Annotated in this window: 24 protein-coding genes; all 24 read left to right on the top strand. The window is 59.5% G+C overall.

What is annotated here, in order from left to right:
• The 24 genes from GOW98_RS09765 to GOW98_RS09655 all read left to right on the top strand — a co-directional run bounded on the left by GOW98_RS09765 (window position 1) and on the right by GOW98_RS09655 (window position 21,949).
• Window positions 1–1,929: an acetyl/propionyl/methylcrotonyl-CoA carboxylase subunit alpha gene (locus tag GOW98_RS09765; protein ID WP_170331465.1), complete on the top strand. Its 1,929-nt coding sequence runs from the start codon at window positions 1–3 to the stop codon at window positions 1,927–1,929.
• Between the two features lie 72 nt (window positions 1,930–2,001).
• Window positions 2,002–2,856 (top strand): hydroxymethylglutaryl-CoA lyase, encoded by an 855-nt coding sequence (locus GOW98_RS09760; RefSeq protein WP_170331462.1) that lies wholly within the window; start codon window positions 2,002–2,004, stop codon window positions 2,854–2,856.
• A 6-nt stretch (window positions 2,857–2,862) separates the two neighbouring features.
• Window positions 2,863–3,651 (top strand): crotonase/enoyl-CoA hydratase family protein, encoded by a 789-nt coding sequence (locus tag GOW98_RS09755; RefSeq protein WP_170331460.1) that lies wholly within the window; start codon window positions 2,863–2,865, stop codon window positions 3,649–3,651.
• Window positions 3,652–3,839: 188 nt separating this feature from the next.
• Window positions 3,840–4,205: an NADH-quinone oxidoreductase subunit A gene (locus GOW98_RS09750; protein WP_170331458.1), complete on the top strand. Its 366-nt coding sequence runs from the start codon at window positions 3,840–3,842 to the stop codon at window positions 4,203–4,205.
• Window positions 4,196–4,729 (top strand): NuoB/complex I 20 kDa subunit family protein, encoded by a 534-nt coding sequence (locus GOW98_RS09745; RefSeq protein ID WP_010442777.1) that lies wholly within the window; start codon window positions 4,196–4,198, stop codon window positions 4,727–4,729. Before GOW98_RS09750 ends, GOW98_RS09745 begins: the two co-directional genes overlap by 10 nt.
• A gap of 11 nt (window positions 4,730–4,740) precedes the next feature.
• Entirely contained in the window at window positions 4,741–5,340 is a 600-nt protein-coding gene (locus GOW98_RS09740; protein WP_170331456.1) for an NADH-quinone oxidoreductase subunit C, read from the top strand.
• A 5-nt stretch (window positions 5,341–5,345) separates the two neighbouring features.
• Complete coding sequence (locus tag GOW98_RS09735; protein ID WP_170325676.1) at window positions 5,346–5,522, top strand: hypothetical protein; 177 nt, start codon at window positions 5,346–5,348, stop codon at window positions 5,520–5,522.
• 4 nt (window positions 5,523–5,526) lie between these two features.
• Window positions 5,527–5,649 (top strand): hypothetical protein, encoded by a 123-nt coding sequence (locus tag GOW98_RS26065; protein ID WP_302479263.1) that lies wholly within the window; start codon window positions 5,527–5,529, stop codon window positions 5,647–5,649.
• Entirely contained in the window at window positions 5,649–6,872 is a 1,224-nt protein-coding gene (locus tag GOW98_RS09730) for an NADH-quinone oxidoreductase subunit D (protein WP_170331454.1), read from the top strand. The genes GOW98_RS26065 and GOW98_RS09730 overlap by 1 nt, the downstream gene beginning before the upstream one ends.
• Window positions 6,872–7,990, top strand: a complete 1,119-nt coding sequence (nuoE, locus tag GOW98_RS09725) for an NADH-quinone oxidoreductase subunit NuoE (protein ID WP_170331452.1) — start codon at window positions 6,872–6,874, stop codon at window positions 7,988–7,990. The genes GOW98_RS09730 and nuoE overlap by 1 nt, the downstream gene beginning before the upstream one ends.
• A gap of 33 nt (window positions 7,991–8,023) precedes the next feature.
• A complete protein-coding gene (locus GOW98_RS09720) occupies window positions 8,024–8,245 on the top strand; it encodes a DUF5337 domain-containing protein (RefSeq protein ID WP_170331956.1) in 222 nt (73 codons plus the stop codon).
• A gap of 12 nt (window positions 8,246–8,257) precedes the next feature.
• The gene (gene nuoF / locus GOW98_RS09715) at window positions 8,258–9,556 is read left to right on the top strand and encodes an NADH-quinone oxidoreductase subunit NuoF (protein WP_170331450.1); all 1,299 of its coding nucleotides are present in this window, start codon (window positions 8,258–8,260) and stop codon (window positions 9,554–9,556) included.
• Between the two features lie 5 nt (window positions 9,557–9,561).
• Window positions 9,562–9,978, top strand: coding sequence for an MAPEG family protein (locus GOW98_RS09710; RefSeq protein WP_170331448.1), 417 nt, complete (start codon window positions 9,562–9,564; stop codon window positions 9,976–9,978).
• A gap of 493 nt (window positions 9,979–10,471) precedes the next feature.
• Entirely contained in the window at window positions 10,472–10,876 is a 405-nt protein-coding gene (locus GOW98_RS09705) for a DUF5333 domain-containing protein (RefSeq protein WP_254437967.1), read from the top strand.
• Window positions 10,877–10,879: 3 nt separating this feature from the next.
• The gene (nuoG, locus tag GOW98_RS09700; RefSeq protein WP_170331444.1) at window positions 10,880–12,901 is read left to right on the top strand and encodes an NADH-quinone oxidoreductase subunit NuoG; all 2,022 of its coding nucleotides are present in this window, start codon (window positions 10,880–10,882) and stop codon (window positions 12,899–12,901) included.
• Window positions 12,902–13,105: 204 nt separating this feature from the next.
• Window positions 13,106–14,143, top strand: a complete 1,038-nt coding sequence (nuoH, locus tag GOW98_RS09695; protein ID WP_170331441.1) for an NADH-quinone oxidoreductase subunit NuoH — start codon at window positions 13,106–13,108, stop codon at window positions 14,141–14,143.
• A 2-nt stretch (window positions 14,144–14,145) separates the two neighbouring features.
• Window positions 14,146–14,640, top strand: a complete 495-nt coding sequence (gene nuoI, locus GOW98_RS09690; protein WP_170331439.1) for an NADH-quinone oxidoreductase subunit NuoI — start codon at window positions 14,146–14,148, stop codon at window positions 14,638–14,640.
• Window positions 14,637–15,047 carry a carboxymuconolactone decarboxylase family protein gene (locus GOW98_RS09685; RefSeq protein WP_170331437.1) on the top strand — a complete coding sequence of 137 codons (411 nt, stop codon included), beginning with the start codon at window positions 14,637–14,639 and terminating at the stop codon, window positions 15,045–15,047. Before nuoI ends, GOW98_RS09685 begins: the two co-directional genes overlap by 4 nt.
• Window positions 15,044–15,646, top strand: coding sequence for an NADH-quinone oxidoreductase subunit J (locus GOW98_RS09680; protein WP_170331435.1), 603 nt, complete (start codon window positions 15,044–15,046; stop codon window positions 15,644–15,646). The genes GOW98_RS09685 and GOW98_RS09680 overlap by 4 nt, the downstream gene beginning before the upstream one ends.
• A gap of 4 nt (window positions 15,647–15,650) precedes the next feature.
• On the top strand, window positions 15,651–15,956 hold the full coding sequence (nuoK, locus tag GOW98_RS09675) for an NADH-quinone oxidoreductase subunit NuoK (RefSeq protein ID WP_005984024.1): 306 nt from the start codon (window positions 15,651–15,653) through the stop codon (window positions 15,954–15,956).
• Window positions 15,957–15,962: 6 nt separating this feature from the next.
• Window positions 15,963–18,143, top strand: coding sequence for an NADH-quinone oxidoreductase subunit L (gene nuoL, locus GOW98_RS09670; protein ID WP_170331433.1), 2,181 nt, complete (start codon window positions 15,963–15,965; stop codon window positions 18,141–18,143).
• Window positions 18,143–19,687 (top strand): NADH-quinone oxidoreductase subunit M, encoded by a 1,545-nt coding sequence (locus GOW98_RS09665; protein WP_170331431.1) that lies wholly within the window; start codon window positions 18,143–18,145, stop codon window positions 19,685–19,687. The genes nuoL and GOW98_RS09665 overlap by 1 nt, the downstream gene beginning before the upstream one ends.
• 15 nt (window positions 19,688–19,702) lie before the next feature.
• Window positions 19,703–21,145: an NADH-quinone oxidoreductase subunit NuoN gene (nuoN, locus tag GOW98_RS09660; protein ID WP_170331429.1), complete on the top strand. Its 1,443-nt coding sequence runs from the start codon at window positions 19,703–19,705 to the stop codon at window positions 21,143–21,145.
• Between the two features lie 54 nt (window positions 21,146–21,199).
• Window positions 21,200–21,949: a biotin--[acetyl-CoA-carboxylase] ligase gene (locus GOW98_RS09655; RefSeq protein ID WP_170331426.1), complete on the top strand. Its 750-nt coding sequence runs from the start codon at window positions 21,200–21,202 to the stop codon at window positions 21,947–21,949.
• Window positions 21,950–21,951: the final 2 nt, after the last annotated feature.

The following is a 21,951-nucleotide window of genomic DNA, read 5'->3' as shown; positions in this document are numbered from 1 at the left end:
ATGTTTAACAAAATCCTGATTGCCAACCGGGGTGAGATCGCCTGTCGCGTGATGGAAACCGCTCAAAAGATGGGGGTGGCCTGTGTTGCGGTTTACTCGGACGCGGATGCTACGGCCAAGCATGTGCAGATGGCGGATGAGGCCGTGCATATCGGTGCGGCGGCCCCCGCAGAGAGTTACCTGAAAGGTGACGTGATCATTCAAGCGGCGCTGGAAACGGGCGCGCAGGCGATCCATCCGGGTTACGGTTTTCTGTCCGAAAACCCCGAATTCGTGGACGCGGTTGAGGCTGCAGGTCTGACCTTTATCGGCCCCTCGGCGAATGCGATCCGCCAGATGGGCCTCAAGGACGCGGCCAAGGTGGTGATGGAGCAGGCGGGCGTGCCCGTCGTGCCTGGTTATCATGGCGACAATCAGGACCCCGAGCATCTGGCCGGGGCGGCAGACACGATCGGCTATCCGGTCCTTATCAAGGCCGTAGCTGGAGGTGGCGGCAAGGGGATGCGTCTGGTCGAACGTCCCGAGGATTTTGCCTCGGCTCTGGACAGCGCACGCAGCGAGGCTCGCACTGCCTTTGGCAATGACGCAGTGTTGGTCGAGAAGTTCGTCGCCAAACCCCGCCATATCGAGGTACAGGTATTTGGCGACGGCACCCATGCCGTGCATCTGTTTGAACGCGACTGCTCGCTGCAACGGCGGCACCAGAAAGTGATCGAAGAAGCTCCGGCTCCCGGCATGACGTCCGAAATGCGCGAGGCGATGGGGCAGGCGGGCGTGCGCGCGGCTGAGGCGATTGGCTACAAAGGGGCAGGGACGGTTGAATTCATCGTAGATGCTTCGGAAGGGCTGCGCCCGGATCGTTTCTGGTTCATGGAGATGAACACGCGCCTGCAGGTCGAACATCCGGTCACTGAGGCAATCACTGGCGTTGATCTGGTTGAATGGCAATTGCGGGTCGCCTCGGGTGAGACGTTGCCGAAATCGCAGGACGACTTGGTAATCAATGGCCATGCTTTTGAGGCCCGGCTTTATGCTGAGGACGTGCCAAAGGGATTCCTGCCTGCGACCGGCACACTGACGCATTTGCAATTCCCGCAAGCGTGCCGCGCCGACAGCGGCGTGCGCGCGGGGGATACGATCAGCCCGTGGTACGACCCTATGATTGCCAAGGTCATCGTCCACGGCCCAACACGCGCTGTCGCGTTGGAGCAATTGCACCGCGCCCTGTGTCAGACCGAAGTGGCGGGCACCGTGACCAATCTGGCTTTTCTTGGCGCGCTGACCAGGCATCAGGGATTTGCGGCAGGGGATGTGGATACCGGACTAATCGGCCGGGATTTGGACGGGCTGACACAGGACGCCTCAGCCTCTGCTGCAACATGCGTGGCCGCCGCGATGACGGCGCTGAGGCTGGTCGAGACTTCTGACGAGACAGGCTTCTCTCTGTGGGCCCCGTTGCATCGAGCCGTGCAGTTGATGGCTGACGAGATGATTGATCTGGATGTGCAGGTTGAAGGTCCAAACCGGCAGGTATGGCAGGTCGGTGAGGAAACCCTCATCGCGGAACGCAGCGGTGGGGCTTGGTCGATTGGTGGTGCGCCCATGCCGCGCGTTGTGGTGGCAGGATCACGGATCACCGTGTTTGATAACTATGGGCGGGCTTTCAATGTCGTCGACCCTCTGGACCGTGACACCAGTGCAGCTGGCGATACCAATGCGATCGAAGCCCCCATGCCGGGGCTGGTGAAAGCAGTGTTTGCCTCGGTTGGGCAGGCGGTGAAAGAGGGGGATCGATTGGCCATCTTGGAGGCCATGAAGATGGAGCATTCGCTGCTGGCTGCCCGTGATGGGATAGTGGCCGAGGTTCTGACCGACGACGGTGCGCAGGTTGAGGCTGGCGCCGCCTTGGTTCGGTTGGAAGAGGAGTAGCCTGTTCCTGCGCTGCTTCGCGTGGCACAGTCGGGTCAACATGTTGGAAACGAAACCGGGAGGAGCGCTGCAATGGACGAACGGGTCGAGATTTTCGAGGCGGGGCCACGCGATGGCCTGCAAAACGAACAGCGTGAAATTCCTGTGTCCGAGAAGGTCGCCCTGATCGACTGCCTCAGCCGTGCCGGGTTCAATCGGATCGAAGTGGCCAGTTTCGTCTCACCCAAATGGGTTCCGCAGATGGCGGGCAGTGCCGAGGTTCTGGCTGGGATCAACCGAGCGGACGGGGTGCGCTATGCCGCGCTGACGCCGAATATGCGCGGGTATGAGGACGCACTAGCGGCCAAAGCGGATGAGATCGCAGTGTTTGCCTCGGCCTCCGAAGGGTTTTCGAAAGCCAATATCAATGCCACGATTGAAGAATCCATCGATCGGTTCACTCCGATCCTCGAGGCTGCCCGCCATATTGATCTGCCCGTGCGCGGGTATGTCTCTTGCGTGACCGACTGCCCCTATGACGGCCCGACCCCGCCCGAGAAGGTGGCCGAGGTTGCGGACCAGCTGTTCGCGCTTGGCTGCTATGAGGTCTCGTTGGGCGACACCATCGGACAGGGGACGCCGGATACCATCGCGCATATGTTGTTGGCCGTGCGGGAGCGTGTGCCTGTAACTCGGTTGGCGGGCCACTTCCATGACACCAATGGCCGCGCCATCGACAATATTGACGCCGCGCTGGCGCTGGGCGTCCGGACCTTCGACTCGGCAGTCGGAGGGTTGGGCGGTTGTCCTTACGCGCCGGGTGCCTCTGGCAATGTCGCGACCGAGGCCGTCGTCGCACATCTGGAGCGGCTGGGATATCAGACCGGTATTGATCTTGCAGCTGTCGAAGAGGCCGCTCAGATGGCCCGAGCAATGCGAGCGGAGTAAAGGGCGATGTTCGAAACAATCTCGGTGACGCGGGATGCACGCGGTGTGGCGACTCTGACGCTCGACCGTCCGGAAAAACACAACGCGATGTCGGCGCAGATGATTTCCGAGCTGACAGAGGCGGCGACGCAGTTGGGGGCGGACGAGACGGTCCGGGTCGTGGTTCTGACCGGTGCAGGTAAAAGCTTTTGTGCCGGAGCCGATCTTGGCTGGATGCAGGCCCAGATGGCCGCCGATCTTGAAACGCGATTTACCGAGGCGCGCAAGTTGGCCGAGATGTTGCAGGCTCTAAATACGATGCCAAAGCCTTTGATCGGAGCGCTTCAAGGCAATGCTTTCGGAGGCGGGATCGGGCTGACGGCAGTTTGTGATGTGGCGATTGGTGCAGACGGGATAAAGATGGCGCTCACCGAAACACGGTTGGGCCTGATTCCGGCAACAATTGGCCCCTATGTCATTGCCCGCATGGGCGAGGCCAGGGCGCGGCGCGTGTTCATGTCGGCCCGGGTGTTCGATGCGGCCGAGGCCGTGGACCTCGGACTATTGGCGAAAGCCGTTCCTGCCGCCGGTCTTGGCGATGCCGTTGAGGCCGAAGTCCAGCCCTACCTGTCCTGCGCGCCGGGGGCCGTGGCGTCGGCCAAGGATCTTGTGCGGGCGCTGGGCCCGCGCATTGACGACGCCATGATTGACCAAACGATCCGGGCGCTGGTCGAACGATGGGAAACCGAAGAGGCAAGCGAAGGCATCGGCGCCTTTTTCGACAAACGAAAACCTGCATGGAATACTCAGGTTTAGGGCCCCGCCAGCGCAAAAACAGATTCGCTAAAATGCCATTTTTTCCATTTGTGGAAGCAAGTGGAATATTAAGCCCCTGCGCGTTTGTGTTCGGTTGACCCTCTGACCCGGCACGGATAGAGAATGTCCAGTCAACACGCCAATTGACGGCGCGTCCCTGGGGGGTATGCGCAGGAAAGGAGCTATTCGTGGAAGACCTGCTGCGGGAGTACCTCCCGATTCTGGTGTTTCTGGCCGTTGCCGTGGGCCTTGGAATCGTACTGATTCTGGCTGCTGTGGTAGTAGCCGTCCGCAATCCCGACCCTGAAAAGGTCAGCGCATATGAGTGTGGATTCAACGCCTTCGACGATGCGCGGATGAAATTCGACGTCCGATTCTATCTGGTTTCGATTCTCTTCATCATCTTCGATCTGGAAATCGCATTCCTGTTCCCGTGGGCCGTCGGCTTCAAGGACATCAGCGACGTGGGTTTCTGGTCCATGATGGTGTTCCTGGCGGTGCTGACCATCGGCTTTGCCTATGAATGGAAGAAAGGGGCCTTGGAATGGGAGTGATGACGGGTGCAAACACCGCTGGCGTCGATAAAGAAGTCGCCACCCAGGCCCTGAATGCCGAGCTGCAGGACAAAGGCTTCCTGCTGACCTCGACCGAAGACATTATCAACTGGGCGCGTACCGGTTCGCTGCACTGGATGACCTTCGGTCTGGCCTGCTGCGCGGTTGAGATGATGCACACCTCGATGCCGCGGTATGACGCGGAACGGTTTGGTATCGCACCGCGCGCGTCCCCGCGTCAGTCGGACGTGATGATCGTGGCCGGTACGCTGACCAACAAAATGGCCCCGGCGCTGCGCAAGGTTTACGACCAGATGCCCGAACCGCGCTATGTGATCTCGATGGGGTCCTGCGCGAATGGCGGTGGATATTATCACTATTCCTATTCCGTGGTGCGTGGCTGTGACCGGGTTGTTCCGGTGGACATCTACGTGCCCGGATGCCCTCCGACGGCTGAGGCGCTGCTGTACGGTCTGATGCAGCTGCAACGCAAAATCCGCCGCACCGGCACCATCGTACGCTGAGGAGAGGGCAGATGAGCGAAGCACTCAAGGAACTCGGCGCCCAGCTGGAACTGAAACGGGCTGATTGCGTTCTGTCCTGGGATGTGACCCATGGTGAGCTGAACGTCGATGTGGCCCCGTCGAACATTGTGGAGTTCGTGGAATTCCTGCGGTCTGACCAGAATTGCAAGTTCTCGACCCTGGTGGACATCACCTGTGTGGACTACCCCGAACGCGCCAAGCGATTCGACGTGGTTTATCACTTCCTGTCGATGTACCAGAACCAGCGTATCCGCTTGCGGGTGTCGATACGCGAAGAAGACATGGTGCCGTCGATCGTGGATGTACACCCCTCGGCCAATTGGTTCGAGCGTGAGGTGTTCGACATGTTCGGCATTCTGTTCTCGGGCCACCCGGACCTGCGGCGCATCCTGACCGACTATGGTTTCCGCGGCCATCCGCTGCGCAAGGATTTCCCGACCACCGGCTACACCGAAGTACGCTATGACGAGGCGCAAAAGCGCGTGGTCTACGAGCCGGTCAGCCTGGTGCAGGAATACCGGCAATTCGATTTCATGTCCCCATGGGAAGGTGCGAATTACATTCTGCCGGGGGATGAAAAACAGGAGTAGTCATCATGTTTGAGTTCCTGATCTGGATTGTCCTGGTGGTGGCGACGGTCGTACCGATGACCAAGCTGCTGCCGCATTTCGGGATCAACAAGAACTGGGCGTTTGCATGCATCATCTCTCCGGTCGTGATTGTCCTGCTATGGATGATGGCGATGAAGCTGCAAGAGATGGAGCGACGCTGACATGATGGGCGAACTGATCATTCTGGGCGCATTGGGCGTCTTGCTTGCAGGGGCCGCTGCCAAGGCGGCTGAAGCCGAAAAGGTCCGGGTCCGGGCCGAGGCGAAAAAGAACAAACGAGGGCGTTGATGGACGGCTCAAGATACGATGACGGCAGCACGGACGCGCTGAGCGGAGAACAGAAGATCCGCAACTTTAACATCAACTTCGGCCCGCAACACCCTGCGGCGCACGGTGTTTTGCGTCTTGTGCTTGAGTTGGACGGTGAAATCGTCGAGCGTTGCGATCCGCATATCGGCCTGCTGCACCGTGGCACCGAAAAGCTGATGGAAAGCCGGACGTATCTGCAGAACCTGCCGTATTTCGACCGACTGGATTACGTGGCACCGATGAACCAGGAACATGCCTGGTGTCTGGCCATCGAAAAGCTGACCGGGGTTGAAGTGCCGCGCCGTGGGTCGCTGATCCGGGTTCTGTATTCCGAGATTGGGCGCATCCTGAACCACCTGCTGAACGTGACTACGCAGGCGATGGACGTCGGCGCGCTGACCCCGCCCTTGTGGGGGTTCGAGGAACGCGAAAAGCTGATGGTGTTCTATGAGCGTGCCTGCGGTGCCCGCCTGCACGCCGCCTATTTCCGCCCCGGCGGGGTGCATCAGGACCTGCCGCCCGAGTTGTTGGACGATATCGAGACATGGAGCCACGAGTTTCCTGCCGTTCTCGACGACATCGACGGGTTGCTGACCGAAAACCGCATCTTCAAACAGCGCAATGCCGATATCGGCGTCGTGACCGAGGATGACATCCAGAAATACGGCTTCTCGGGCGTGATGGTACGCGGGTCGGGTCTCGCATGGGATCTGCGCCGCGCGCAGCCTTATGAATGCTATGACGAATTCGAATTCCAAATCCCGGTTGGTAAGAACGGCGACTGCTATGACCGATACCTCGTCCGCATGGAAGAGATGCGCCAGTCGCTGCACATCATCCGCCAGGCCATCGCCAAGCTGCGCGACTGCCCCGGCGATGTTCTGGCTCGTGGCAAAATCACCCCGCCGAAGCGCTCGGACATGAAGACCTCGATGGAAAGCCTGATCCATCACTTCAAACTGTATACCGAAGGCTTCCACGTGCCCGCGGGTGAAGTCTATGCCGCCGTTGAGGCCCCCAAGGGCGAGTTCGGCGTCTATCTGGTCGCCGACGGCACCAACAAACCCTACCGTGCCAAACTGCGCGCGCCGGGCTTCCTGCACCTGCAAGCCATGGACCACGTCGCCGGAGGGCACCAACTGGCCGACGTCGCCGCCATCATCGGCACCATGGACGTCGTATTTGGAGAGATTGACCGCTAATGCTCCGCCGTCTTCATCCCGAACAACCCGAAAGCTTTGCCTTTACTGCTGCCAACCAGCAATGGGCCGAAGCGCAGATTACCAAATACCCCGAAGGCCGTCAGGCCAGCGCGGTTATACCGCTGCTGTGGCGCGCGCAGGAACAAGAGGGCTGGCTGAGCCGTCCGGCGATTGAATCTGTCGCCGACATGCTGGGCATGGCCTATATCCGCGTGCTTGAGGTTGCGTCGTTCTACTTCATGTTCCAACTGCAGCCGGTTGGTTCGGTGGCGCATATTCAGGTTTGTGGTACGACCTCCTGCATGATCTGCGGGGCAGAAGACCTGATCGCAGTCTGCAAGGAAAAAATCGCAGCCAAGCCGCATGAACTGTCCGCCGATGGCAAGCTGAGCTGGGAAGAGGTGGAATGCCTCGGCTCTTGCACCAACGCGCCAATGGCGCAGATCGGCAAGGACTATTACGAAGACCTGACCGCCGAGAGCTTTGGCAAGATTGTCGACGATCTGGCGGCGGGCAAGGTGCCTACCCCGGGTCCGCAGAACGGGCGTTATGCGGCGGAACCCCTGAAAGGTCTGAGCAGTCTGGCCGAGTACGAGGCCGGGAAGCCTCAGTACAACGCAAGCGTCGAACTGGCGACGGATCTGAGCGACACGGTCAAGCGGATTGACGGAACTGAGGTTCCGATCCTGACCCCTTGGCTGGGCAAGGATGGCAAGCAGGCCGGTGCCTCGACCGCTGCGAAACCTCCGAAAGCGCCCGAAACGCCGAAACCGGCTGTGAAGCAGGCCGCGGAGGCCAAAGCCAAACCGGAACCGGAAGAGGCCAAGGAAGACCAGCCCGAAACGCTTACCGAGGCGCGGGATGGCAAGCCGGATGACCTCAAGATGCTGAAAGGCGTGGGGCCGAAGCTGGAAGAAACGCTGAACGAGCTGGGGTTCTACCACTTCGACCAGATTGCTGCATGGACGCCTGAGCAGGTGGCTTGGGTAGATGCGCGTCTGAAGTTCAAAGGTCGCATCGAACGCGATGGCTGGATCGAACAGGCGGCCAAGCTTGCGGCGGGTGAAGAAACCGAATTCGCCAAACGTGCCAAGGAAGACGGCACTTACGAAGACTAAACGACGGTGCCCATCCGGGGCATCCAAGGTGAGATGGACAAGGACAAGGAACAGGCCATAGCCCGAAAGGGCCGACATATCGGCATCGTCATCGCGGTGACGATGGTGATCTGGCTTGCCATGAACATGTTCATCGGCCCCGCAATGGGACTGACGGCGCGCCATGCGCTGTTTTTCGATCTCGCCGCTCTGGCAGGATTTATCTATGCGGGCGTCAACATATTTCAACTCTGGCGCATGCGTCAGGACAGCTGAAGGTAACACGCGATGCTGAAGGATCAGGACCGGATCTTTACCAACATCTACGGGATGCACGAGCGCACGCTGAAGGGCGCGCAGGCCCGGGGGCATTGGGACGGCACTGCTGGCCTGATCGAAAAGGGCCGTGACTGGATCATCCAAACGATGAAGGACTCCGGTCTGCGGGGCCGCGGTGGTGCGGGCTTTCCGACCGGTCTGAAATGGTCGTTCATGCCGAAGGAAAGCGACGGTCGTCCGGCTTACTTGGTTGTGAACGCGGATGAATCCGAGCCCGGCACTTGTAAAGACCGCGAGATCATGCGCCATGACCCGCATACGCTGATCGAGGGTTGCCTGATCGCGTCCTTCGCGATGAATGCGCATACCTGCTATATCTACCTGCGCGGTGAATACATCCGCGAGCGTGAAGCGCTGCAGGCTGCGATTGATGAAGCCTATGACGCAGGTCTTTTGGGCAAGAACGCTGCTGGTTCGGGGTGGGATTTCGATCTGTTCCTGCATCATGGAGCGGGCGCGTATATCTGCGGTGAGGAAACCGCCCTGATCGAAAGCCTTGAAGGCAAGAAGGGTATGCCGCGGATGAAGCCTCCGTTCCCGGCGGGCGCAGGACTTTATGGTTGCCCGACCACGGTGAACAATGTTGAATCCATCGCCGTTGTACCCACCATCCTTCGCCGTGGCGCCGATTGGTTCGCGGGCTTCGGTCGCCAAAACAACGCAGGCACCAAGCTGTTTGCGATCTCAGGCCACGTGAACAACCCCTGCGTCGTTGAAGAGGCGATGTCGATCCCCTTTGAGCAACTGATCGAGACCCATTGCGGTGGTATCCGAGGAGGCTGGGACAATCTTCTGGCAGTGATCCCGGGCGGTTCGTCGGTGCCGTGTGTGCGCGGTGAGAACATGCGCGACGCGATCATGGATTTCGACCATTTGCGAAGCGATTTGGGCTCGGGTCTGGGTACGGCTGCGGTGATCGTGATGGATAAGTCAACTGATATCATCAAGGCGATCTGGCGGCTGTCGAAATTCTACAAACACGAAAGCTGCGGTCAGTGCACGCCATGCCGCGAAGGCACCGGCTGGATGATGCGCGTGATGGATCGTCTCGTGCGCGGTGAAGCTGAGTTGGAAGAGATCGACATGCTGTTCGACGTGACCAAACAGGTCGAAGGCCACACGATCTGCGCGCTCGGCGATGCAGCTGCCTGGCCGATCCAGGGCCTGATCCGCAACTTCCGTGAAGAGATCGAAGATCGCATAAAAGCGCAGAAGTCGGGTCGCATGGGCGCGATGGCGGCGGAGTGAGCTAGATGGAGGTTTTCGCAGAATACAGCCATGCAGTCGCGTCGGTGGTGCTATTCACCCTCGTCGTGCTGTTCCTGGCCCCGTTCTCGGCCCTGGCCAAGCAGGGTAAGGGATTGGCCCCGGGGGCCACGCCCGAGCAGGATTATTCCGACAGGGCCTATCGTTTGAACCGGGCCTACTTGAACGGAACCGAGACGCTACCGGCTTACCTGACGGTGACAGTCGCGGCGATCCTGATGGGGGTCAACCCGTTTTGGGTGAACCTGCTGGCCTCGATCGCGCTGTTGGCGCGTCTGGTAATGCTGTTCGTGCATATTCGCGGTATCGGTCAACCTCACAGCGGCTTGCGGTCGGTTCTTTATGTCGTTGGTTGGGCATGCATGTTCGTCATGGGCCTCATGGCTCTGGTGGCGGCGTTCTGATGATGGTTTGGGGAAAATATAGGACGTTCGGCCTCAGGCACCTTAACAGTCGCGTTGCCCTCCTGAGTGCAGTTTTGGGGCTTGCGGCGGTATCGGCCTGCGGGATTGCCACTCCGTCCGAAAATCGAGTTCTGTTTGACGGTCAGTCGTTTCGCGCAAAGGCGAAACCCGTCGATAAAAAAGTATCACCCGCTGATTTCACTGTCGTTGTGAATGGTGTCTCTGCTTCGTTGGACGGCGCGCGGGAAGCTGGGCGGTTCGAAGGCACCAAATTCTGCATCAAGAACTTTGGCTCTTCCAGAATCAATTGGAAAGTCGGTCCGGATACCGATCCACAGAACCTGCGTATCAGCGACGACAAACTGACATTTGCGGGAACCTGCCAACGGCCATGACGCGTGTTTTTGCATATCAGGCCAAGAAGCGAGGGGTGTTATTGCATAGCGCTCCGCGTGCCCTTCGTCTTGGGTCTCCCAAGACGAAAGGGCTTGCCATGTCTGGTATGAAAACGCTCGCATTGATCTCGGTATTGGCTCTGCCGACCCTTGCCGAAGCCAAACCGCCCTTGCGCGAAGTCAAAGAGATCGACGACGAACTCTATTACATCGCCATCGCAAACGAGATCTCAGAGTATTGCCCGTCGATCAGTGGACGGCGTCTGAAGGCGATTGGTGTGATGTGGGGCCTGAAATCCAAAGCGAACAATCTGGGATACTCGGACACTGAGATCCGGGCCTACGTGGACTCCGATACCGAAAAGGACCGGATGCGCGCCAAGGGCGAGGCGTATCTGGCACAAAACGGTGTCACGTATGAAAATCCGAACTCTTTCTGCACGTTGGGGCAGAAGGAAATCGAAAGAAACAGCGCCATTGGCGTGTATTTGAGGGCGAACTAGACCATGTCTGACCTCCGCAAAGTGAATATCGACGGGCAGGAAATCGAAGTCGATGGTGCGATGACCCTGATCCAGGCCTGTGAAGAGGCCGGGGTTGAAGTGCCGCGTTTCTGCTATCACGAACGACTGTCGATTGCCGGGAACTGCCGGATGTGTCTGGTTGAGGTTGTGGGCGGCCCGCCGAAACCTGCGGCCTCCTGCGCCATGCAGGTGCGCGATCTGCGTCCGGGGCCGGAGGGGCAGGCCCCGGTGGTCAAGACGAACTCACCCATGGTCAAGAAGGCCCGCGAAGGGGTGATGGAGTTCCTACTGATCAACCACCCGCTGGACTGCCCGATCTGTGATCAGGGTGGCGAGTGCGACCTGCAGGATCAGGCAATGGCTTATGGTCTGTCGGGCTCGCGCTTCAAGGAAGCCAAGCGCGCGGTTGATGATCTGGATCTGGGGCCGCTGGTTGGCACCGCGATGACCCGCTGCATCAGCTGCACCCGTTGTGTGCGCTTTACCACCGAGGTCGCCGGGATCACCCAGATGGGCCAGACCGGGCGCGGTGAGGATGCCGAGATCACCTCGTATCTGAACCAGACGCTCGACTCGAACATGCAGGGCAACATCATCGACCTGTGTCCGGTTGGAGCGCTGACTTCAAAGCCGTACGCCTTCACCGCGCGCCCTTGGGAACTGACCAAGACCGAGAGCATTGACGTGATGGATGCTCTGGGCTCGAACATCCGCGTGGATACCAAGGGGCGCGAAGTAATGCGGTTCCTGCCGCGCAACCATGACGGCGTGAACGAAGAGTGGATCAGCGACAAGACCCGCTTTGTCTGGGACGGCCTGCGTCGTCAGCGTCTGGACAAGCCTTATGTCCGCGAAAACGGCAAACTGCGCCCGGCTTCGTGGCCCGAGGCGTTGACCAAAGCCGCCGAGGCGCTGAAAGGCGCTGAGAAGCCTGCCGGGATTGTGGGCGATCTGGCCCCGGTCGAGGCCGCGTTTGCGCTGAAGCAGATGATCGAAGAGCAGGACGGTGTTGTCGAATGCCGTACTGACGGCGCCAAGCTGCCAGCGGGCAATCGGGGCGCCTATGCCGGGACTGCCGCGATCGAAGACATCGACACCGCAGAACGTATCCTGTTGATCGGAACCAACCCGCGCGACGAAGCACCGGTTCTGAACGCCCGTATCCGCAAGGCGTGGGCGCATGGGACCGAGGTCGCTCTGGTTGGTCCGACGGTGGATCTGACCTTTGAATATCACCACATGGGTGACGACCGCGCGGCACTGCAGAAAGTCGTCGACATGGGCGGCGATGATGAGATCAAGGGCAAGCGCTCACTGGTCATCGTCGGGCAGGGCGCATTGCAAGAGGCGGATGGAGCGGCGGTTCTGGCTGCTGCGCAAACCATTGCGACCAATACCGAAAGTGGTTTGATCGTTCTGCATACTGCTGCTTCACGCGTTGGAGCAATGGATGTGGATGCTACCAACGAAGGCGGCATGGACGCCGTCAGCGCCGCGGACGTGATCTTTAACCTCGGCGCGGATGAGGTCGAAATCGGCGATGGTGCCTTTGTGATCTATCAGGGCAGCCATGGCGATCGCGGCGCACACCGTGCTGACGTGATCTTGCCGGGCGCAGCCTATACCGAAGAAAATGGCCTGTTCGTGAATACTGAAGGCCGCCCGCAGTTAGCCATGCGCGCCGGATTTGCACCGGGTGAGGCCAAGGAAAACTGGGCCATCCTGCGGGCGCTTTCGGCTGAACTGGGCGCAACACTGCCCTTCGACTCGCTGGCGCAACTGCGCACTGCATTGATCGAGGCAGTTCCGCATCTGGCCCGCATCGACGAAGTGGCCCAGAACGAGGTTCAGGCGCTGGATGCAGGCCCTCTGGGCAAAGCGACCTTCCGAAACGCGGTCAAGGATTTCTATCTGACCAACCCGATTGCGCGCGCCTCGCAACTGATGGCCGAACTTTCGGCGCAGGCGCAGGCCCGCAAATCCGAGAAGATCGCAGCGGAATGAACCAGACCTGTTTCATATCAAAGGCAAAAGCGGCTGCCGGGTGGCAGTTCGCCGCGCCTGATTTGTGTGTGAAACCCAAGATTAAGGGTGGCGCAATGGCAGCGGATGCTGTTTACACCAACGCGCCGACCCAGCCGCAGTTTGCGCAGGCACAAGGCCTTTGCTTCGCTCGCGGAAAACGGAATACCCACGGTGTGAGGACCAATGGCTGATTTCTTTAACACCCCTGGCGGAATAGCCATCATCATTCTGGCGCAAGTGCTTGCTGTCGTTGCGTTCGTGATGATCTCGCTGTTGTTCCTTGTTTATGGCGACCGCAAGATCTGGGCGGCTGTTCAGATGCGCCGTGGACCCAACGTGGTTGGCGTCTACGGCCTGCTGCAATCGGTGGCAGATGCGCTGAAATACGTGGTCAAAGAGGTTGTGATCCCGGCAGGCGCTGACCGGACAGTGTTCATGCTGGCGCCGCTTACCTCTTTCGTTTTGGCGATGATCGCCTGGGCGGTGATCCCGTTCAACGATGGCTGGGTTCTGTCGGATATCAACGTCGCTATTCTCTATGTCTTCGCCGTATCTTCATTGGAAGTTTATGGCGTGATTATGGGCGGTTGGGCGTCGAACTCAAAGTACCCGTTCCTGGGCTCGCTGCGGTCTGCGGCACAGATGATTTCCTATGAGGTCTCGATCGGCCTGATCATTATTGGTGTGATCATCTCTACCGGTTCGATGAACTTTGGTGACATCGTCCGTGCGCAGGATGGCTCGTTCGGCTTCTTCAGCTGGTACTGGCTGCCGCACTTCCCGATGGTGTTCCTGTTTTTCATTTCGGCACTGGCCGAGACCAACCGCCCGCCGTTCGACCTACCCGAAGCGGAATCGGAACTGGTTGCCGGGTATCAGGTCGAATACTCGGCCACGCCCTTCCTCCTGTTCATGGCCGGTGAGTACATCGCCATTTTCCTGATGTGCGCGCTGACCTCGTTGCTGTTCTTCGGTGGTTGGCTGTCGCCGATCCCGGGACTGCCTGATGGTGTGCTGTGGATGGTCGCCAAGATGGCGTTCTTCTTCTTCCTCTTCGCGATGGTCAAGGCAATCACGCCCCGCTACCGCTACGACCAACTGATGCGGTTGGGCTGGAAAGTGTTCCTGCCGTTCTCACTGGTCTGGGTGGTCTTCGTGGCCTTTGCGGCGAAATTCGACTGGTTCTGGGGCGCGTTCGCGCGTTGGAGCGTAGGAGGCTGATCATGACGCAAATCGACTATACCCGCGCCGCCAAGTACTTCCTTCTGCAGGACTTCTGGGTCGGCATGAAGCTGGGGCTGAAGTATTTCTTCGCGCCCAAGGCCACCGTGAACTACCCGCACGAAAAGGGCCCGCTGTCCCCGCGGTTCCGGGGTGAACACGCCCTGCGCCGCTATCCGAATGGTGAAGAACGTTGCATCGCCTGCAAACTGTGCGAAGCGGTCTGCCCGGCGCAAGCGATCACCATCGACGCCGAACCGCGCGAGGACGGCAGCCGCCGGACCACGCGCTATGACATCGACATGACCAAGTGCATCTATTGCGGCTTCTGCCAAGAGGCTTGCCCGGTCGATGCCATCGTCGAAGGACCGAACTTCGAATTCGCCACCGAAACCCGCGAAGAGCTGTTCTACGACAAGGAAAAACTGCTGGACAACGGCGAGCGTTGGGAAGCCGAGATCGCCCGCAATCTGGAAATGGACGCGCCGTACCGATGAGTGACACGCCGACAAATCCGTTCGAGCTAATGATGAAGCAAGCTCAGGACATGGCCAAGGCGATGAACCCGGCTATGGAAAGCTTCTCGCCCAAAGGGTTCGAGGCGCTGTGGCCGACCATGCCCAAAGAAGTCATGGAGATGATGTTCGGCAACGCCGTCAACAAGGACGGTCTGGATGCCAAGACCCGCCTGCTGCTGACTCTGGCCGGCCTGACCTGTCAGGGCGCACAGGCGGACTCGGCTGTTCGTCAGACCGTGCGTCACGCGCTGGAAGCTGGCGCAAAGAAACAAGAGATCGTGGAAACGATCGGTCAGATGTCGGTCTTTGCCGGCATCCCGGCCATGACCCGCGCGCTGGATCTGGCGCAAGAGGTCATGGGCGACAACGAGGATGAGGATCAATGACTGTCTTTGCCTTCTATCTGTTTGCCATCAGCGCCATCACCGGCGGGCTGTTCACGGTGATCAGCCGCCAGCCGGTGCACTCGGTGCTGTGGCTGATCCTGTCGTTCCTGTCCTCGGCAGGGCTGTTCGTGTTGCTGGGGGCCGAGTTCGTGGCTATGCTGCTGATCATCGTCTATGTGGGCGCGGTCGCGGTTCTGTTCCTCTTCGTGGTGATGATGCTGGACGTAGACTTTGCTGAGCTGAAGGCCGAGATGGCGCGCTATATGCCGCTGGCCCTGCTGATCGGTCTGGTCATCCTGATGCAGTTCGTCATGGCCTTCGGGGCCTGGGACAGCGCGCAGGGAGCGGCAGCCAATCTGGCGCAGCCGGTTCCAGCGGATCGCCACAACACCGAGGCGCTCGGCGTCATTCTTTATGATCAATACTTCCTTCTGTTCCAACTGGCGGGCCTGATCCTGCTGGTGGCCATGATCGGCGCGATTGTGCTGACCCTGCGCCATCGCAAGGACATCAAGCGTCAGGACATCGTCGGCCAGATGATGCGCGATCCGGCTAAGGCGATGGAGTTGAAGGACGTGAAACCGGGGCAGGGACTTTGAGACGATGATCGGGCTTGAACACTATCTTACGGTCGCGGCGACGCTGTTCGTCATCGGCATCTTCGGTCTCTTCCTGAACCGCAAGAACGTCATCATCCTGCTGATGAGCATCGAACTGATGCTGTTGGCGGTGAATATCAACCTTGTGGCCTTTTCCAGCTTCCTCGGCGATCTGGTCGGGCAGGTGTTTACGCTGTTCGTACTGACTGTTGCGGCGGCCGAGGCGGCGATCGGGCTGGCCATTCTGGTCTGTTTCTTCCGCAACCGCGGCACCATCGCGGTTGAAGACGTCAACATGATGAAGGGGTAAGGGAATATGGAAACCACCATCCTCTTTGCCCCGCTTGTGGGCGCTCTGATCTGCGGCTTTGGCTGGCGCTTCATTGGCGAGAAAGCCGCCATGTGGACCGCCACCGGCCTGCTGTTTCTGGCATGTCTGCTATCGTGGATTGTGTTCTTCACCTTTGACGGGGTGACCCAGCAAGTAGAGATCATGCGCTGGATCGAGAGCGGCTCGTTGTCAACAAGCTGGGCCGTGCGCCTGGACCGGCTGACCGCGATCATGCTGATCGTGGTGACGACCGTTTCGGCACTCGTACACCTGTATTCCTTTGGCTATATGGATCATGATCCGCAATGGCGCGAAGGCGAAAGCTATAAGCCGCGCTTTTTTGCCTATTTGTCCTTCTTCACATTCGCCATGCTGATGCTGGTGACAGCGGACAACTTGGTGCAGATGTTCTTTGGCTGGGAGGGCGTGGGCGTCGCGTCTTATCTGCTGATCGGTTTCTACTATCGCAAGCCATCGGCTAACGCTGCTGCGATCAAAGCATTCGTGGTGAACCGGGTTGGTGACTTTGGGTTTGCGCTGGGGATTTTTGCGCTGTTCTTCCTGACCGACAGCATCAACTTCTCTGACATCTTTGCCTCGGCGCCGCAGTTGGCGGATACGCAACTGCACTTCCTGTGGGGTGAGTGGACCGCCATCGAGGTGATTTGTGTGCTGCTGTTCATCGGTGCGATGGGTAAATCGGCCCAGCTGATCCTGCACACTTGGTTGCCGGATGCGATGGAAGGCCCGACGCCCGTTTCGGCGCTGATCCACGCTGCAACCATGGTGACCGCTGGGGTATTCCTGGTCTGCCGCATGTCGCCGCTGATGGAGTTCGCGCCGGGCGCGACCGGGTTTATCACAGTGCTGGGTGCCTCGACTGCATTCTTTGCCGCGACCGTGGGTCTGGTTCAGACCGACATCAAGCGCGTCATCGCTTATTCGACCTGTTCGCAGCTGGGCTATATGTTCGTGGCTGCGGGTGTTGGCATGTACTCGGCCGCGATGTTCCACCTGTTCACGCACGCCTTCTTCAAGGCGCTGCTGTTCCTTGGTGCTGGTTCGGTGATCCACGCGATGCATCACGAGCAAGAGATGACAGAATACGGCGGTCTGCGGAAGAAAATCCCATATACCTTCTGGGCGATGATGATCGGGACACTGGCCATCACCGGTGTCGGCATTCCGCTGACCACAATCGGTTTCGCCGGGTTCCTGTCCAAGGATGCCATCATTGAGAGCGCTTATGCGGGCGGCTCGGCCTATGGCTTCTGGCTGCTGGTTATCGCGGCTGCGTTCACCTCGTTCTACAGCTGGCGTCTGATCTTCCTGACTTTCTACGGCACGCCGCGCGGTGATCAGCACACGCATGATCACGCGCATGAAAGCCCGATGTCGATGCTGGTTCCGTTGGGCGTGCTGTCGCTGGGTGCGGTCTTTGCCGGCATGATCTGGTACGGCAACTTCTTTGGTCACGCGGACAAGGTCGGCAAGTTCTATGGCATTCCGGTTGCCGAAGCGTCCGAGCACGCAGAGGCTGGCGATCACGGTCAGGCGGATGCACATGCAGATGCGGCCCATGCTGAGGACGACCACGCGTCGGATACTCATGCGGATGATGGCCATGGGGATGAGGCCGCACATGCTGACGCCGGTCATGGTGATGAAGCTGCGCATGGTGGGGATCACCACTATGCCTTTGTGGGCAAGCCGGGTGAAGGTGCGCTTTATATCGCACCGGACAACCATATTCTGGACGACGCACACGCGGCTCCGAAATGGGTCAAGGTCTCGCCCTTCGTGGCGATGGTGCTGGGTTTTGTCATGGCCTACTGGTTCTACATCGTGAACCCGTCCCTGCCGGGACGTCTGGCGCAGAACCAGCGGCCGCTGTACCTGTTCCTGCTGAACAAGTGGTACTTTGACGAAATCTACGACGCGATCTTCGTCAAACCCACTGTGGCGCTTGGCCGATTCCTGTGGAAACGCGGCGATGGTAACACTATCGACGGCTTCCTGAACGGTGTCGCCATGGGCGTTGTTCCCTTCTTCACCCGCCTCGCAGGCAAGGCGCAGACGGGCTACATCTTTACTTACGCCTTCTGGATGGTTCTGGGCATCGCAGCCCTTGTCACCTGGATGTCGATCGGCGGAGGCGCACACTAATGGATAATATCCTCTCCATCGTCACCTTCATCCCCGCAGTGGCTGCAGGCATTCTGGCCCTGTTCCTGCATGGCGATGACGTGGCCGCGCAGCGTAACGCGAAATGGGTCGCGCTGGTGGCAACAACGGTGACGTTCCTTGTCTCGATCGGCATCTATACGGGCTTTGATCCGTCCAATACCGGCTTCCAGATGGTGGAAGAGGGTGAGTGGCTTTTGGGCCTGAAATACAAGATGGGCGTAGACGGCATCAGCGTTCTGTTCGTGCTGTTGACCACTTTCATCATGCCGCTGACCATTTTGGCCAGCTGGCAGGTCACCGACCGCGTCAAGGAATACATGATCGCCTTCCTTCTGCTGGAAACGCTGATGCTGGGCGTGTTCATGGCGCTGGATCTGGTGCTGTTCTATCTGTTCTTCGAGGCAGGCCTGATCCCGATGTTCCTGATCATCGGCATCTGGGGCGGCAAGGATCGCATCTACGCCAGCTTCAAGTTCTTCCTCTACACCTTCCTCGGCTCGGTGCTGATGCTGGTGGCGATGGTTGCCATGTATGCGGACGCGGGCACTACTGACATCGAAGCTCTGATGAGCCACCATTTCTCGTCCGAAGGTTTCAGTGTTCTTGGCTTCTATATCGTCGGCGGGATGCAGACGCTGATGTTCTTGGCGTTCTTTGCCTCGTTTGCGGTGAAGATGCCGATGTGGCCGGTGCATACCTGGTTGCCCGATGCGCACGTGCAGGCGCCGACTGCGGGTTCGGTTGTGCTGGCGGCGATCCTGTTGAAGATGGGCGGCTATGGCTTCCTGCGGTTCAGCCTGCCGATGTTCCCTGTCGGCTCGGCGGTTATGACCGATCTGGTTCTGTGGATGTCGGCGATTGCCGTGGTCTACACCTCGCTGGTGGCGCTGGTGCAGGAAGATATGAAGAAGCTGATCGCATATTCCTCGGTCGCGCATATGGGCTTTGTGACGATGGGTATCTTTGCGGCGAACCAGCAGGGTATCGACGGCGCGATCTTCCAGATGCTCAGCCACGGGTTCATCTCGGCCGCGCTCTTCCTCTGTGTTGGTGTGATCTATGACCGGATGCACACCCGGGATATCGACGCGTACGGAGGTCTGGTGATCCGGATGCCCGCTTATGCGCTGGTCTTCATGCTGTTCACCATGGCCAATGTTGGCCTGCCGGGCACCTCTGGCTTTATTGGTGAATTCCTGACCCTGATGGGCGCGTTCCAGGTCAACACCTGGGTGACCGCAGTGGCGGCGACCGGTGTGATCTTCTCGGCGGCTTACGCGCTGTGGCTGTACCGCCGCGTGGTGTTCGGCGATCTGATCAAGGAAAGCCTCAAGGCGATGACCGACATGAGCTCACGCGAGCGGCTGATTTTCGCACCACTGATCGTGATGACGATCCTGCTCGGTGTTTACCCGTCGCTGGTAACGGATGTAATCGGCAACTCGACCGCTGCACTGATTTCGAACTATGACACGGCTCTGGCCGCGGCTGAGGCCGTGACCCAGACGGCCGCTTCGCATTAAGGGGGCTTTGGAGACATGATCCAGGCTGATCTGACAATAATCCTGCCGGAGATCGTTCTGGCCGTATATGCGATGGCTGCTCTGATCGGGGCTGTCTATACAGTGAAAGACGGGCTGGCGCCGATCCTTGTGTGGTCGACCGCTGGCCTGATGGCTCTGCTGGCCATCTGGATTGCCACCAATGGCGATGGTGTCAATGTGGCCTTCAACGGCATGTTCATCGACGACGGCTTCTCGCGCTTTGCCAAGGTTGCGATTCTGCTGTCCGCTGCGGCCGTTCTGGTGATGAGCCAGGACTACATGTCGCGTCGCGGGTTGCTGCGGTTCGAATACCCGTTGCTGGTGGCTCTGGCCGCCGTAGGCATGATGATGATGGTCAGCGCCGGTGACCTGATGTCGCTGTATATGGGGTTGGAACTGCAGTCTCTTTCCCTTTACGTCGTGGCCGCCCTGCGCCGTGACAGCGCGAAATCGACCGAAGCCGGTCTGAAGTACTTTGTGCTGGGCGCACTCAGCTCGGGTCTGCTGCTGTATGGCGCGTCGCTGGTCTATGGCTTTACCGGAACCACACTGTTCTCGGGCATCATACAGACCGTCCATCACGGAGAGATTTCGGTTGGCCTGCTGTTCGGCCTGATCTTCCTGATCTCGGGTCTGGCGTTCAAGGTCTCGGCTGTACCGTTCCACATGTGGACGCCGGACGTCTACGAAGGCTCGCCCACGCCGATCACCGCCTTCTTTGCCACTGCCCCGAAAGTAGCGGCGATGGCGCTGTTTGCCCGTCTGATGCACGATGCTTTTGGCGGCGTGGTCAAGGACTGGCAGCAGGTGATCGTGCTGCTATCGGTGCTGTCGATGTTGTTGGGTGCGGTTGCCGCGATCGGCCAGCGTAACATCAAGCGGCTGATGGCATTTTCGTCGATTGCCCATATGGGCTATGCGCTGATTGGCCTAGCGGCGGGTACGGAGCTGGGCATCAAGGCGATGCTTATGTATCTGGCGATCTACGTGACCATGAATATCGGTACCTTCGCCTTCATCCTGATGATGGAGCGTGACGGCAAGCCCGTCACCGATATCGACGCACTGCGCCAGTATTCCAAACGTGATCCGGGTAAGGCGCTGGCTGTTCTGATCCTGATGTTCAGCCTTGCGGGCGTACCGCCGATGCTGGGCTTTTTCGCCAAGTTTGGCGTCTGGCAGGCGGGTATCGGCGCGGGCCTGACCGGTCTGGTCATCGTCTCGGCCATCGCGTCTGTGATCGGTGCGTTCTATTACCTGCGGATCGTGTTCTACATGTATTTCGGGGAAGAGAACGAAGATCCGATCGAAACACGTTCCACGCCGGTACTGTGGGTGGCTCTGATGGGGTCGGCTGCGCTGATGCTGGTTGGCGTGTTCTATCAGTTCGGCATCGAAGGCGCGGCAGCAGCTGCGGCGGCTACGCTTGTCAACTGACGTGTCGGACATCCAATTGCAGGAGGCTCGGTCAACGGACCGGGCCTTTTTGCCATGACCGATTGGCCCCAAGGATACGGACTGCACATCGTGCAGGAGGTCGACAGCACCCTGAACGAGGCCGCCCGGCTTGCCCCAACGGCGCCGGGTCCTGTCTGGATCATGGCGCACCACCAGACCGCGGCACGCGGTCGGCGGGGTAGGGCATGGGCCAATCCTAAAGGTAATTTGGCAGCGACCCTGTTGATGCGCCCGCAGGGGAACCCGGAACAGGCGGCGCTGCGCAGTTTTGTAGCGGCGCTGGCGTTGTTTGACGCCTGCGTTGCGGTCACAGGGCGGACGGCGGGGCTGTCCCTGAAATGGCCCAATGACGTGCTGCTGAACGGCGGCAAACTGGCCGGTATCTTGCTGGAAAGCACCGGTCAGGGGCGGGAGCTGTCCCATCTGGCCATTGGCATCGGCGTGAACCTCTCTGAGGCGCCCCCGGCCTATGCGGTCGAACAAAGCGCCGTGCGTCCTGTGTCTCTGCTGTCGGAAACTGGTGCGGCCGTTATCCCCGAGGATTTTCTGACCGAACTGGCCGCAGCCTATGCAAGGTATGAAACTCAATTCGTCACCTACGGGTTCGAGCCGATCCGCACCGCATGGCTGTCCCGCGCCGCCATGTTGGGCGAGGTGATCACCGCCCGCACCTCAACCTCCGAGACGGTGGGAACCTTTGAAACCGTGGACTCGAAGGGCAACCTTGTCCTAAAGACCGCCAAGGGCCGCGTCAGCATTCCCGCGGCGGACGTGTTTTTCTAAAG

Origin of the sequence: Ruegeria arenilitoris (genome assembly GCF_013032445.1) — a bacterium.
Lineage (GTDB): Bacteria > Pseudomonadota > Alphaproteobacteria > Rhodobacterales > Rhodobacteraceae > Ruegeria > Ruegeria arenilitoris_F.
This window is presented reverse-complemented; position numbering and strand designations above follow the sequence as displayed.

Bases quoted from the DNA above. Each gene is read 5' to 3' on its own strand.
- GOW98_RS09745 (WP_010442777.1), top strand. From the start codon at position 4,196: ATGGGAGTGATGACGGGTGCAAACACCGCTGGCGTCGATAAAGAAGTC.
- GOW98_RS09755 (WP_170331460.1), top strand. From the start codon at position 2,863: ATGTTCGAAACAATCTCGGTGACGCGGGATGCACGCGGTGTGGCGACT.
- GOW98_RS09680 (WP_170331435.1), top strand. From the start codon at position 15,044: ATGACTGTCTTTGCCTTCTATCTGTTTGCCATCAGCGCCATCACCGGC.
- nuoL (WP_170331433.1), top strand. From the start codon at position 15,963: ATGGAAACCACCATCCTCTTTGCCCCGCTTGTGGGCGCTCTGATCTGC.
- nuoH (WP_170331441.1), top strand. From the start codon at position 13,106: ATGGCTGATTTCTTTAACACCCCTGGCGGAATAGCCATCATCATTCTG.
- GOW98_RS09730 (WP_170331454.1), top strand. From the start codon at position 5,649: ATGGACGGCTCAAGATACGATGACGGCAGCACGGACGCGCTGAGCGGA.
- GOW98_RS09710 (WP_170331448.1), top strand. From the start codon at position 9,562: ATGGAGGTTTTCGCAGAATACAGCCATGCAGTCGCGTCGGTGGTGCTA.
- GOW98_RS09740 (WP_170331456.1), top strand. From the start codon at position 4,741: ATGAGCGAAGCACTCAAGGAACTCGGCGCCCAGCTGGAACTGAAACGG.
- nuoE (WP_170331452.1), top strand. From the start codon at position 6,872: ATGCTCCGCCGTCTTCATCCCGAACAACCCGAAAGCTTTGCCTTTACT.
- GOW98_RS09705 (WP_254437967.1), top strand. From the start codon at position 10,472: ATGTCTGGTATGAAAACGCTCGCATTGATCTCGGTATTGGCTCTGCCG.
- nuoF (WP_170331450.1), top strand. From the start codon at position 8,258: ATGCTGAAGGATCAGGACCGGATCTTTACCAACATCTACGGGATGCAC.
- GOW98_RS09760 (WP_170331462.1), top strand. From the start codon at position 2,002: ATGGACGAACGGGTCGAGATTTTCGAGGCGGGGCCACGCGATGGCCTG.
- nuoK (WP_005984024.1), top strand. From the start codon at position 15,651: ATGATCGGGCTTGAACACTATCTTACGGTCGCGGCGACGCTGTTCGTC.
- GOW98_RS09685 (WP_170331437.1), top strand. From the start codon at position 14,637: ATGAGTGACACGCCGACAAATCCGTTCGAGCTAATGATGAAGCAAGCT.
- nuoN (WP_170331429.1), top strand. From the start codon at position 19,703: ATGATCCAGGCTGATCTGACAATAATCCTGCCGGAGATCGTTCTGGCC.
- GOW98_RS09665 (WP_170331431.1), top strand. From the start codon at position 18,143: ATGGATAATATCCTCTCCATCGTCACCTTCATCCCCGCAGTGGCTGCA.
- GOW98_RS09735 (WP_170325676.1), top strand. From the start codon at position 5,346: ATGTTTGAGTTCCTGATCTGGATTGTCCTGGTGGTGGCGACGGTCGTA.
- nuoG (WP_170331444.1), top strand. From the start codon at position 10,880: ATGTCTGACCTCCGCAAAGTGAATATCGACGGGCAGGAAATCGAAGTC.
- GOW98_RS09655 (WP_170331426.1), top strand. From the start codon at position 21,200: ATGACCGATTGGCCCCAAGGATACGGACTGCACATCGTGCAGGAGGTC.
- GOW98_RS09765 (WP_170331465.1), top strand. From the start codon at position 1: ATGTTTAACAAAATCCTGATTGCCAACCGGGGTGAGATCGCCTGTCGC.
- GOW98_RS26065 (WP_302479263.1), top strand. From the start codon at position 5,527: ATGGGCGAACTGATCATTCTGGGCGCATTGGGCGTCTTGCTTGCAGGG.
- nuoI (WP_170331439.1), top strand. From the start codon at position 14,146: ATGACGCAAATCGACTATACCCGCGCCGCCAAGTACTTCCTTCTGCAG.
- GOW98_RS09720 (WP_170331956.1), top strand. From the start codon at position 8,024: ATGGACAAGGACAAGGAACAGGCCATAGCCCGAAAGGGCCGACATATC.